General features: G+C 73.4%; 9 protein-coding genes. 4 read left to right on the forward strand and 5 right to left on the reverse strand.

Annotation, left to right across the window (positions count from 1 at the left end):
• Positions 1 to 56 precede the first annotated feature (56 nt).
• On the forward strand, positions 57 to 1,202 hold the full coding sequence (locus ABD875_RS17245) for a glycosyltransferase (RefSeq protein WP_345180422.1): 1,146 nt from the start codon (positions 57 to 59) through the stop codon (positions 1,200 to 1,202).
• A 94-nt stretch (positions 1,203 to 1,296) separates the two neighbouring features.
• Here the strand turns inward: ABD875_RS17245 and ABD875_RS17250 are convergent, their stop codons facing one another.
• A complete protein-coding gene (locus ABD875_RS17250) occupies positions 1,297 to 2,163 on the reverse strand; it encodes an aldo/keto reductase (RefSeq protein ID WP_345180424.1) in 867 nt (288 codons plus the stop codon).
• 31 nt (positions 2,164 to 2,194) lie between these two features.
• Positions 2,195 to 3,397, reverse strand: coding sequence for a homogentisate 1,2-dioxygenase (locus tag ABD875_RS17255; RefSeq protein ID WP_345180426.1), 1,203 nt, complete (start codon positions 3,395 to 3,397; stop codon positions 2,195 to 2,197).
• A gap of 76 nt (positions 3,398 to 3,473) precedes the next feature.
• On the opposite strand from ABD875_RS17255, the gene ABD875_RS17260 reads away from it, so the two are divergent.
• Both ABD875_RS17260 and fahA read left to right on the forward strand, forming a co-directional pair.
• Complete coding sequence (locus tag ABD875_RS17260) at positions 3,474 to 4,319, forward strand: hypothetical protein (protein ID WP_345180427.1); 846 nt, start codon at positions 3,474 to 3,476, stop codon at positions 4,317 to 4,319.
• On the forward strand, positions 4,316 to 5,494 hold the full coding sequence (fahA, locus tag ABD875_RS17265; RefSeq protein ID WP_345180428.1) for a fumarylacetoacetase: 1,179 nt from the start codon (positions 4,316 to 4,318) through the stop codon (positions 5,492 to 5,494). Before ABD875_RS17260 ends, fahA begins: the two co-directional genes overlap by 4 nt.
• Here fahA and mptB read toward each other — a convergent pair.
• Both mptB and ABD875_RS17275 read right to left on the reverse strand, forming a co-directional pair.
• Positions 5,416 to 6,882 carry a polyprenol phosphomannose-dependent alpha 1,6 mannosyltransferase MptB gene (gene mptB / locus ABD875_RS17270; RefSeq protein WP_345180429.1) on the reverse strand — a complete coding sequence of 489 codons (1,467 nt, stop codon included), beginning with the start codon at positions 6,880 to 6,882 and terminating at the stop codon, positions 5,416 to 5,418. The genes fahA and mptB overlap by 79 nt on opposite strands.
• A 127-nt stretch (positions 6,883 to 7,009) precedes the next feature.
• The gene (locus ABD875_RS17275) at positions 7,010 to 8,944 is read right to left on the reverse strand and encodes a hypothetical protein (protein WP_345180431.1); all 1,935 of its coding nucleotides are present in this window, start codon (positions 8,942 to 8,944) and stop codon (positions 7,010 to 7,012) included.
• A 136-nt stretch (positions 8,945 to 9,080) separates the two neighbouring features.
• Between ABD875_RS17275 and ABD875_RS17280 the strand changes: the two genes are divergently transcribed.
• Positions 9,081 to 11,945: an ATP-binding protein gene (locus tag ABD875_RS17280; protein WP_345180433.1), complete on the forward strand. Its 2,865-nt coding sequence runs from the start codon at positions 9,081 to 9,083 to the stop codon at positions 11,943 to 11,945.
• On the opposite strand, the gene ABD875_RS17285 is transcribed toward ABD875_RS17280, so the two are convergent.
• A complete protein-coding gene (locus tag ABD875_RS17285) occupies positions 11,897 to 12,211 on the reverse strand; it encodes a hypothetical protein (RefSeq protein WP_345180435.1) in 315 nt (104 codons plus the stop codon). The genes ABD875_RS17280 and ABD875_RS17285 overlap by 49 nt on opposite strands.
• Positions 12,212 to 12,258: the final 47 nt, after the last annotated feature.

Consider the following 12,258-nt stretch of genomic DNA (forward strand, 5'->3'; position numbering starts at 1 on the left):
CCGGCAGCAACCCCGGCATCGCCAGGCGTTCACGCGGACGCGGGAGCGTCGCCGTCGTGCGCATCGCCCAGCTCGCCAACTTCATCGGACCCGCCTCAGGCGGCATGAAGACCGCGGTCGCCGCGCTCGGGAGCGGGTACGTCGCCGCCGGGTGCGAGCGGCTGCTCGTCGTACCGGGACCGGTCGACCGGATCACGGAGACCGAGCACGGCGACGTCGTGCAGGTCCGGGCGCCGCGGGTCGGGGGCGGGTACCGGCTGATCGTGGAGCCGTGGCGGGTCATCGACGTGCTCGAGCGCTACGCGCCCACGTCGGTCGAGCTCAGCGACAAGCTCACGCTGCTGCCGGTGGCGCGGTGGGCGCGCCGTCGCGGAGTCGGCTCGGTGCTGTTCTCGCACGAGCGCCTCGACGACATGCTCGCGCTGCGCATCGGGCGCGAGACCACCTCCAAGGTGTCGATCGCGATGCTCAACCGGATCCTGGTGCGCAGCTTCGACACCGTCGTGGTGACCTCGCGGTACGCCCAGCAGGAGTTCCAGGCGGTGGCGGACGCGGCCGGGTGCCCCATGGTGCGGGTGCCGCTCGGCGTCGACCTCGACACGTTCCGCCCGCACCCCACGGCGGCCGACGCGCGGCTGATCCGGCTCACGCACGTCGGGCGGCTCTCGCGCGAGAAGTCGCCGCACCTCGCGGTCGAGACGGCCGTCGAGCTGCACCGCCGCGGCGTACCCGTCCGGCTCGACGTGTACGGCGAGGGTCCGCACCTCGACGAGCTCCGGGTGATCGCCGAGGGTGCGCCCGTGGTGTTCCACGGGTTCGTGGCGGGCCGCGAGGACCTCAGCCGCCGGATCTCCGCCGCCGACGTCGCGCTGTCGGTGTGCCCCGGCGAGACGTTCGGCCTCGCGGTGCTGGAGGCGCTCGCGTGCGGCACCCCGGTCGTCACCGCCGACCGCGGCGGTGCCCGCGAGCTGGTGGACGCGACCTCCGGCGCCTGGGCGAACGCCCACCCGGCCGCGCTCGCCGACGCCGTCCTCGAGGTGGCCACCCGGCCGGTCGCGGCCCGCCGCCGCGCGGCCCGCCTGCGCGCCGAGCAGTTCCCCTGGCAGACCACCGTGGACCGGATGCTCGAGGTGCACGCCGCGGTCACCGACGACGTTGAATCGGGACTTGTGACCGTCGAGTCCGGACTTTCGGTCAGTTGAGTCGGGAGTTCCGGTCACGGTCGCGCCAGAACTCCCGACTCAACTGACCGGAACTCCCGATTGAAGCGTCAAAAGTCCCGATTCAACGTGGTGGCTAGAACGGGATCGTGACGAACGGCGAGTCGTAGAGCGGGTCCTCGGCCAGCACCTGCTCGGCCTCCTTGCGCCCGATCCGGTCGCGCTCGGCCGCCAGGAGCATCGGGAGCAGCCGGACGTCGGACGGGGTCGGCACGCCGGCGACGAACGCGAAGTCCAGCACCCAGGAGACCGCGGCCGTGATCCGGTCCTGGTCGTCGTACGGCTCGTACCAGGTCGTGTAGCGGTGCTCGGCGTTCGGCATCCAGTTCCGACGCGCCACGGCCTTGATCGTCATCAGCCCGGCGTCCTGCGCCCGGGCCTCGCGCACCAGCTCCACGAAGTCCCCGCGGAAGTCCGCGTCGCGCCACAGGTACGGGTTGAGCGGGGTGAGGACGGTCGCGAAGGGGTGCCGGCGCAACGCCTCGACGTGGGTGGCGGCGGCCTGGTCACCGTGGCCCGTGATGCCGACCGCGCCGGCGATCCCCTCGTCCTGCGCGCGCAACGCCGCCTCGAGCGCACCACCGGGGCCGGTCGCCCGGTCGAGGTCGGCGAGGTCCCCGACCGCGTGCAGCTGGATCAGGTCGACGTGGTCGGTCTGCAACCGCTCGAGCGAGCGGTTGATCTCCGCCCACGCGGCCTCCCGCTCGCGTTCGCCGGTCTTGGTCGCCAGGAAGATCCGGTCGCGGACCTCCGGCACCCACGGCCCCATCCGCAGCTCGGCGTCGCCGTAGCCCGCCGCGACGTCGAAGTGGTTGATGCCGCCGTCGAGCGCCTCCTGCAACGACCGGTCCGCCTCGTCCTGGCTCACGCTCGCCAACGCGGCGGCGCCGTAGATCAGGACCGAGCTCCGGTGCTCCAGCCGGCCGAGCCTGCGCGTCTCCATGGCTCCACTCAACCCGCTCGGGAGGGCCGGCTCAACTGTTGCTGAACACCGCCGGGTCGTCCGGGCCGCGCCCCGCCCAGGTCCACGCGTACGCCGGGTCCTCGGCCGCGACGCCGCCCTCACCGAGGTCGAGCGGCGCGAACGTGTCGACCATGACCGCGGACTCCTCGAAGAACTCCGCGCCCAACGACGCCTCGATCGCGGCCGGCTGCGGACCGTGGGCGTAGCCGCCCGGGTGCAGGGAGATCGAGCCGATGCCGATGCCGGAGCCCTTGCGGGCCTCGTAGTCGCCGCCGACGTAGAACATCACCTCGTCGCTGTCGACGTTGGAGTGGTAGTACGGCACCGGGATCGCCAGCGGGTGGTAGTCGACCTTGCGCGGCAGGAAGTTGCAGATCACGAAGTTGTGGCCCTCGAAGACCTGGTGCACCGGCGGCGGCTGGTGGATCTTGCCGGTGATCGGCATGTAGTCCTCGATGTTGAACGTGTACGGGTACAGGCAGCCGTCCCACCCGACCACGTCGAACGGGTGCGTCGCGTAGGTCATCCGCGTGCCGACGATCCCGGCACTGGTGCGGTGCTTCACCAGCACCTCGACGTCCTCGCCCTCCTGCAGGAACGGCTGCTCGGGGCCGTACAGGTCGCGCTCGCAGTACGGCGCGTGCTCGAGCAGCTGGCCGTAGCGCGAGAGGTACCGCTTCGGCGGCGCGACGTGGCTGTTCGCCTCGATCGCGTAGAGCCGACTCGCCTCCGCCGGGACCCAGCGGTGCGTCGTCGCGCGCGGGATCACCACGTAGTCACCGGTCCGGTAGCCGATGACGCCGAACACCGTCTCGACCACGCCGGCGCCGGACTCGACGTACACGCACTCGTCGCCGATCGCGTTGCGGTAGTAGGGCGAGGGGTCGGTGCCGGTGACGACGTAGGCGATCCGCACGTCGTTGTTGCCGAGCACCAGGCGGCGGTCGGTGACCGCGTCCGTCCCCGTGGTGAGGTCGTGCAGCTTGAGGTGGCGCGGCTTGAGCGGGTGGTTGGGCGTGCGCGTCTGGTCGGGCAGCTCCCAGACCTCCGACGCGACGATCGCCGACGGCACCCCGCGGTGGTAGAGCAGCGAGGAGTCCGAGGAGAAGCCCTCCTCGCCCATCAGCTCCTCGTAGTGGAGCCGGCCGTCCTCGGCACGGAACTGGGTGTGCCGCTTCGGGGGTACCGACCCGATGCGTCGGTAGTGGGCCATGGTCCTCCGCCTCCCCAGACTGTTCGACTATCGAACGCATTCGTCCGCTATGTGTCTCCTGGTTAGAGTAGCCATCGTGTCAACGCAACCCCTCGGACCCGCCTGGCGCGGGCTGGTCGACGACGCCGCGATCTTTCCTCCCGGCGACGCGCCGCTGGCCGACGCGGCCGCTGCGCACCAGGCCCGCAGGGCTGACCCGTACGCCGACCTGGTCGGCACGTTCGTCGTCAAGGACCTGGACCTGCCCGCCCTCAAGGCCACACCGCTCGCGCTCTCGGTCGTGATCACCGGCGGCGCCGGACAGATCGCCGGGACCGCGGCGCTCGCCCGCAAGCTGCACATCTCGATCGACGGCATCGAGATCGCGCTACGCGACCCCGGCGACCCGGTCGGCGCCGCCCGCCGGGTCGCCGCCGCTGTCGACGCGGCCCGGGCCGACGGCCAGCTCGACGACGAGGTGCCCGTGTACGTCGAGCTCCCCCACGTGGGCTCGACCGGAGCGTGGCTGGCAGCGGCCGACGAGGTAGCGGCGCACGAGTTCCGCCTGAAGTTCCGCACCGGCGGGCTGGACGCCTCGGCGTTCCCCGCCCCGCACGCGCTGGCGCGGTGGATCGACGCGGCGCTGGACCGCGAGACGCCGTTCAAGTGCACCGCCGGCCTGCACCGCGCAGTCCGGCACACGGGCGAGGACGGCTTCGAGCACCACGGCTTCCTCAACGTGCTCGTCGCCACCCGGCGGGCCTTCGACGGCGCCCCGCTCGACGAGGTCGTCGCGACGCTCGAGGAGCGTCAGCCCGCCGTGCTCGTGGAGGACGCCGGCGAGCTCGACCGGGCCCGCCGCTGGTTCACGTCGTTCGGGTCCTGCTCGGTCCAGGAGCCCCTCGACGACCTGCTCGCCTACGGCCTGCTGGAGGCATCATGACCACGCCCGGAACCACCTGGGTCGAGGGCGCCGCCGGCTCCCGCTTCGACGTCGACAACCTGCCGTACGGCGTGTTCTCCCGCGCCGGCGAGGAGCCGCGGGTGGGGGTGCGGATCGGGGACCGCGTGCTCGACCTCGCGCCCGTGGCCGCGGCGGAGATGCTCGACGTCCACCACGTGTTCGAGGAGCGCTCGCTGAACGCGCTGATGGCCGAGGGGCGACGGGTCCGCGAGTCCGTGCGCACCTGGATCACCGGCCTGCTGACCGACGAGACCGAGCGCGACCTGGTGGAGCCGCACCTCGTACCGCTCGCCGACGTCGCCCTGCACCTGCCGATCGAGGTCGCCGACTACGTCGACTTCTACGCCTCCGAGCACCACGCCACCAACGTCGGCCGGATCTTCCGGCCCGACGGCGACGCGCTGCTGCCGAACTGGAAGCACCTCCCGGTCGGCTACCACGGCCGCTCCGGGACCGTCGTCGCGTCCGGGACCCCGATCGTGCGGCCGACCGGCCAGCGCCCGGGCGGCGCGTTCGGCCCGTCGGCGCGGCTCGACATCGAGGCGGAGCTCGGCTTCGTGGTCGGCACGCCGTCGGAGCTCGGCAGCCCGGTGCCGTACGGCGCCTTCGCCGACCACGTCTTCGGCGTGGTCGGCCTCAACGACTGGTCGGCGCGGGACATCCAGGCGTGGGAGTACGTGCCGCTCGGCCCGTTCCTCGGCAAGTCCTTCGCGACGTCGATCTCGCACTGGGTCACCCCGATCGAGGCGCTCGCCGCGGCGTGGGTCGACCTCCCCGGACAGGACCCGGAACCCTTGCCGTACCTGGGTCCTGGTGACACGTTGGGACTCGACATCGACGTCGAGGTCGTCGTGAACGGCGACGTCGTCAGCCGGCCGCCGTTCCGCACCATGTACTGGTCGCCCGCGCAGATGCTGGCGCACCTGACCGTCAACGGCGCGTCCCTGCGCACCGGCGACCTCTACGGCTCGGGCACGATCAGCGGGCCGTCGCCCGACCAGCGCGGCTCGCTGCTGGAGATCGGCTGGGGCGACGAGTCCGCGTTCCTCGCCGACGGCGACGAGGTCACGCTTCGCTATGCGGCGCCCGGGACCTCCGGGGGACGCATCGCGCTCGGTGAGGTCACCGGCGTGATCCGCCCGGCGCGCGGCTGAGGCAGCTGCGCCGGGATCCACTCCGCGGAGACGATCCGCTCGATCCGGGCGCGCGAGCGACGGGTGAGCAGCAGCAGCGGGACCAGCAGCGCGATGAGCAGGCTGCCGAGCACGATCGCGAGGTAGGCCTCGTGCAGCGACGAGTCCATCGGCGCCACGAGCCCGAAGACCGTCGAGCCGGCGAGCAGCCCGGCCATCGCGACCCGCGGGAGCCGCATCGTGGCGAGGAACGGCACCACCCAGAGCAGGTACCAGAGGTGCACGACCGGTCCGAGCACCACGGTCACGCCGACCACCAGCGCCACCGCGCGCAGCGCACGGTCCCGCTCCCCCGTCCGCCAGCGCAGGGCGACGACCACCACCACGACGCCGGCGACGACGGTCCCCACGTTGCGGATCCCGAGCATCGCCATCACCGACAGCGGTGTCGTCACGGTGCCGGGGACGGTGAGCCCGGCGATCCAGCCGCTGCCGAGCCCGGTGACCACACCGAGCCCGAGCAACGTCCCCACGGAGACGGCCGCGACGCCCGCGAGCCGGCGTACGCGCTGGAGGAGCGGAGCGGCGAGCGGCAGCGTCACCAGCGCGACGCCCACGCAGACGAGGCCACCCGGCAGCTTGACCGCGGCCGCCAGCCCGCCGAGCACCGCACCCGCGACCCAGCCGCGCTCGGCCGCGACGACGAGGGCGGCGGCCATCAGGCCGACCATGAGCAGGTCGTTGTGCAGCCCGCCGACGCCGTTGGCGAGCATCAGCGGGGAGGCGAGGACGACCGCGGACGCGAGCGCCGGGTTGACGTCGGTCCACGCCGCGAGCCGCGGCACCGCCCACGCGAGCAGCACCAGCCCGGCCAGCGCCACGAGACGGTGCCCGACCACGAGCACCCACGGATTCCCGGTCAGGCCCGCGGCGAAGTCCCCCGCGACCAGGGGGACCGGGCCGTACGGCGTGATCGTGTCCATCCAGCGCGGGTCGACCGCCTCGACCACGGGCCCGCGGAGCACACCCGGCCCGTGCTCGTACGGCGAGATGCCCAGGTGGGCGAGCATGCCCTGGGCGGCGTACGACCAGCCGTCGCGTGAGAACAGCGGCGGGGCGAGCACCAACGGGGCGGACCACACGACGACGGCGTACCGCACCAGGTGGAGCGCGTCCGCGCGGTCCTCGCCGTCGGCGAGCGCGACGTGGCGGCACAGGGAGAGCCACTCGGCAGCGAGGATGCCCAGCCCGACCAGCACGACGGTGAGGCCGAGCATCCGGCCGGCCTCGGCGCCGCGGAGGTCGAGCAGCAGGTCCTGGCGCATCAGCCAGGTCGACGGGGGCAGCGTGGACACGATGAGCCCGCCCACCAGGACGAGCACACTGCCCACGAAGCCTCGAGTCAGCACGGTCGCACGCTAGGAAGCGGATCCGGCGTGCCCCTGACGGGCAGGTGAACGGTCCGCGACGGAGTGTCGAGGAATGCGCAACGGCCCCGGTCACCTCGAGTGAGGTGTCCGGGGCCGTGCGCCTGCGTCACTTCGCGACGACGACTCCGTCGATCACGACGGGCTTGCCGTTCGGGCTGACCACGGTGATCACCAGCTTGCCGCTCTTGACCGCACCGAAGGTCTTCACCGGCACGACCTTCTTCTTGCCGCTGCCCTTGAGGCTGAAGACGCCGAGGTCGACTCCGGCGAAGCTGACCCGGACCGAGCCGGCGTTCGGGGACTTGGCCACGACCAGCGCCAGCCGCTTCGCCTTCGCCCCGGCGAGCATCAGTCGGGCGCCCTTGTCGGTCGTGGTGATGACCGTGCCGCGGTAGTGGCCCTTGCCCTTCGCCTTGATGAACCCGGTGGTGGCCTGCAGGGCCCGGTCGTCGACCGGCGCGGTGGTGCAGCGCTCGGACCAGAGCGAGAGGTTGCCGACCGTGTCCCGCATCTGCACCGACGCGCACGCCGTCCGACCCGGAGCCAGCGCAACCTGCAGCGCATCCGCGTCGGTGTTCTCCGCGAGCTGCTTCGAGTCGCCGAACGTGCCGTTCCACGGAGCCGTGCGAACGACGACGTCGGAGTCCTGCACGGCGGAGAGCCGGTCGAGACCGCTCCACGTCAGCCGGTAGGACTTCTTCAGGGCGTTCGCGGGCGCCGACGTCTCGATCACCGGGCCGGCGACGTCCAGGAACGCCCCGACGAGCTCGTCGGGCAGGACCCCGGCCAGGAGCGTGTTGCCCTGGTCGTCCATGCCACCCGCGGCGCTGCCGGACTTGAAGTCCTGGTCGCCGGAGTCGAAGTAGGTGAACGGCAAGATCGACCGGGTGCGGTACGCCGCCAGCAGGCGACCGCTGCCGCCGTACGTGATCGCCGTGACGCCGGTGTCGCTGATCAGCGCGGTCGGGTTCGACGGCGAGAAGACGTCGACCTTGAGCGCGCCCGGGATCCACTCGCCGGTCGGCTTGCCGCTGGCGTAGCCGATCCCGTTGGTCCCGTCAGTCGTCGATCGCCACGCCAGCAGGGCGTCGCCAGCGGCACTCATGTCGATGCTCGGGTCCGCGGCGTCGCTGCCCGCGGGCGAGACGAACGCCGGGTTGCCGGCACTGCCGTTCGGCTGCACCTTCACCGCCGACACCCGGTGGTCGCCCTCCCAGGTCCGCGTGAAGGCGACCCGCCCGAAGCCCGAGTCGCTGACCGCGACGTCGGTCTGCAGACCGTGCACGCCCTCCGAGACCTCCTTGGCCTGCTGCCAGGAGGTGGCCCCGGCAGCGAGGCGGCTGACCATGATGACGTCGTCCGGAGCGGGGCCCTCGGCGTCGTGGAACGACACCAGCCCGGCGCCGGAGTCGTTCACGTCGATCGACGGGCCATAGCCGTCGTCGCTACCGGACAGGAGCTTGGACTCAGCGGCGTCGCCGTCGGTGCCCCAGGTCGTGACCTGCACCGTCCGGAGGTTCGCGTCGTCGACCGCGACGTACGCCGCGTGCAGCCGGCCGTCGCCGCTGAGGGCGATGTCGGCCGGGCCGTCCACGGTGGCGTCCTGCGGCGAGATCAGGGCCCGGCCGTCCCAGGTCGAGCTGGTGAGCCGACGGGACGCGGCCAGCCGGAGGTCGTCGTTCAGGTCGGGCTGGAGCCAGGTGACCACGGCGTCACCGTGCTCGTTGATCGCGACCGACGGGTCGGCGGCGTCCTTGCCTGCATCCGACACGGTGGAGACCGTGCCCCACACGCCGTCGGAGGCGGAGGCGACCTGCACCCGCAGGTCGGGGCCGACCTCGCGGACCCAGGCCGCGACGGCCGTGCCGTCGTCGGCGACGGCGACCGTCGCGTCGGACGGCAGGGCGCCGGACTTGCTGATCGAGGAGTTGTGCACCCAGGTGGGGGTGGCGTCGGCGGGCAGCGCCCCGACGAGGAGGGTGGAGGTGAGCGCCGTGACGGCCAGCGAGCCGAGAGCGGTCCGAGACGTGGGGCGTGACATGGGTTGGTGCCTTTCGTGAGTGCCGACGTCGTTGTCGGCGGTTGCCAGAACCCTCGCCGCGGACCCACTTCGGAGACATCCGTCGTGACTACGTAACCGAGTGCGCGCACCTACGCATCTAGCTAATGTGCAGCGGGTGAAGTGCCCGGTCCTGGTCGGTAGGGACACCGAGACCGGACTCCTGCGCGCCGCCACGCAGCGCGCCGTGGACGGCCGGGGCGGCACCGTCGTGCTCTCCGGCGAGCCGGGCGTGGGCAAGTCCCGGGCCGTCGCGGCCCTCCAGTCCGACGCCGAGGAGCACGGCCTGGTCGTGCTGTCCGGACGTGCGGTGCGGGCGTCGACCCCGACGCCGCTGCGTCCCCTGAGCGAGGCGCTGCTCGCCTGGCTGCGCCGCAACGAGCTCCCTGCCTCGACGCGCATGGATCCCTTCCGGCCCTCGCTGGCCCGCCTCGCACCCCAGCTCTGGGACGGCCGTGCGGGCGAGCAGGCGACCTCCCTGGTGCTGCTCGGCGAGGCGCTGCTGCGACTCGCTGCGGCGGCCGGGGAGGGACGCGGCTGCCTGCTCGTCCTGGAGGACCTGCACTGGGCGGACCCGGAGACGCTCGCGGTGTTCGAGTACGTCGCCGACAACGTCGCCGACGTACCCCTGCTGGTCGTCGCCACCACGCGACCCGGCGAGTCCGCCGCCACCCAGCAGCTCGTGGACGCCCTGGTCACTCGCGGGTCGGCGGAGCGCCTCGACCTCACGGTCCTCGACGCCGCCGCGACCGACGCGATGGTGGCGGCCTGCCTCGGCGGCGACGTGCCCTCGGAGGTCCGCCAGTTCGTGACCGCCAACGCCGAGGGCGTGCCGCTCCTCGTCGAGGAGCTGCTCACCGGCATGCAGGCGGCCGGTGCGCTGGTCGCGGCTCCGGACGGCACCTGGCAGGTCGCCGGCCCCATCACCGCCGCCGTGCCCGAGACGTTCGCGCGGACCGTGCAGCTGCGGCTGCAGACGCAGGAGCCCGTCGTCCAGCAGGTCGCCCGAGCCGCGGCCGTCCTCGGCTCCGACTTCGACTGGACGCCACTGCCCGCGGCCCTCGAGCTCGACGATGCGAGCGTGCTCCAGGCGTTGCGAACCCTGGTCGACCAGCAGATCGTCGCCGCGCGCGAGCAGAGCTTCGCGTTCCGGCACGCGCTCACGCGTGAGGCGGTGCTGGCCGCGCTCCTGCCACCCGAGCGGGCCGAGCTGGCCAGGCGGCTGGCCGAGGCGTGCGCGCGGCCCGACGCCGACGTCGACCAGCAGACGCTCGCCGAGCTCTTCGACCTCGCCGGGGACGCCGAACGATCCGCCGGGGCCTGGCACACCGCGGCGGTGGACGCGCTCGGCAAGGGCGCGTTGGCCACCGCTCTGGAGATGGTCGGCCGCGCCGGAGACCTGGTCGAGCCGGACTCCGAGACCGGCCTCGCGGTCCGGCAGACGCTGCTCGAGGTGCACGCCCTGGCGGGCGACTCGCCGGCGGCGCTTCGGGTGGGCGAGTCGCTGGTCGCCGACCTCGAACGGTCGGGCGCGGCCGCCGACCGGCTGGCTCCGGTGCGGCTGAGGCTCGCGCGCGCGGCGTACGCGGGAGGTCTCTGGGACGAGGCCGCGGACCTGCTGGCGCCCATCGACGGCGTCGACCCCGCCGGGACCGCGGTGCTGCGCGCCGGGGTCGCGCTGGGCCGGCTGCAGCCGGACCAGGCCGTGGCGGAGGCGCAGGTCGCGCTCGCCGCGGCCGGCGAGCGCGCCGACGTCGCGTGCGAGGCGTGGGAGGTCATCGGCCGGGCCGCGCGCGGGCGCGACGTGCTGCAGGCGGAGGAGGCCTTCGAGGAGGCCTACCGGATCGCCGAGCAGCACGGCCTCGGGCACTGGCGGGCCCGGATCCTCCAGCAGCTCGGCAGCCTCGACCTGGTCGGGCGCCGGCCCACCGAGGACCGCCTGCTCGCGGCCCGCGCCGCAGCACTGGAGGCCGGCTCGCTCGCGACGGCGGCGATCGTCGACCTCCAGCTCAACCTGCTCCGGATCCGCTACCTCGACCTGGAGCGGGCGATGGCCGCAGCCGACGCCGCGATCGCGTTGATGACCCGGCTGCGGCTCCCGGCGCTCGGCAGCGCCTACCTGATCCGGGCGATGACCCATGGCCTGGCCGGACGGCCCGAGGAGATGGAGGTCGACCTGGCCGCCGGCCTGCGGACCGCCCCCGACGACCCCGAGCTCATCGCCGGGAAGGACGCCCATGTCCGCGGACCGGTGGCGCTGGCGCGCGGGCGGTACGACGAGGCACGGGCCGCGTTCGCCGCCGGCATGGAGGTCTACCGGCTGCACCCCGGGCTGGCGTTCTCGATGCGCGGGCTCTGGGCACTGCTGGAGACGGTGCACGGCGACGGCGCCGCGGCGCGCGACGAGGTGCGCGACGGACCGCAGATCACCAGCCCGCACAACTGGTTCGCGCTGCGGTACGCCGATGCCGTCGCGCTCGGCCGTGAGGGCCGCGCCGAGGAGGCCGAGCAGACCTTCGCCGACGCGACGTGGACCCATCCGGGACCCGAGCCCTGGATGGAGGTCCACATGCGCGGCCTCGTCGCCCGGGCGGCGGCCGCCGACGGGTGGGGCGAGCCCGAGCTGTGGTTCCGCCAGACGTTGGACGGCCTGGTCGAGGCCGGGCAGACCGAGGCCGCGTCCGCCTGCCGGGCGGCGATGCGTGACGCCGGGATCGCCGTACCCCGCAAGGCCGCAGGCGCTCGCCCGGTGCCGAACCACCTGCAGCACCTCGGCGTCACCGCGCGGGAGTACGACGTGCTCGAGCTCGTCGCGCAGGGACTCACGAACCAGGCGATCGCCGAGCGGCTGTTCCTCTCGACGCGCACCGTCGAGACCCACGTCGCACGGCTGCTGCAACGCACTGGCAGCGGCGGTCGCGGCCAGCTGGCCACCTACGTCGCTCCCCCGAGCGCGGGTGGCCGGGACGTCACCGCGATCTGATCGGCGAGCACGACCTTCTCGAGGCTCCATGCGCGGGCCGGGTGCCCGGCGTCGGCGGCCAGCAGCTCCGCCACCGCGCGGGCGTCGTCCGTCGTGTCGAAGTCGAGCACGACCAGGCAGCAGCCGTGGTCCTCGCTGCGCAGCCAACGGCCGGCCGTGAACCCAGGCAGCCGGCGGACCCAGGGCAGCACCTCGTCGCGGACGGTCCGCACCACCGTGTCCCCGCGCCGCGGGTCGAGCGCCATCGTGAGCACCAGGGTCGCCATGGGGGCAGCCTCGCGCGAGCGCCGGGCGCCGGACATCCGTGACGGCT

This window comes from Nocardioides caricicola, assembly GCF_039541135.1.
GTDB classification, from domain to species: Bacteria; Actinomycetota; Actinomycetes; order Propionibacteriales; family Nocardioidaceae; genus Nocardioides; species Nocardioides caricicola.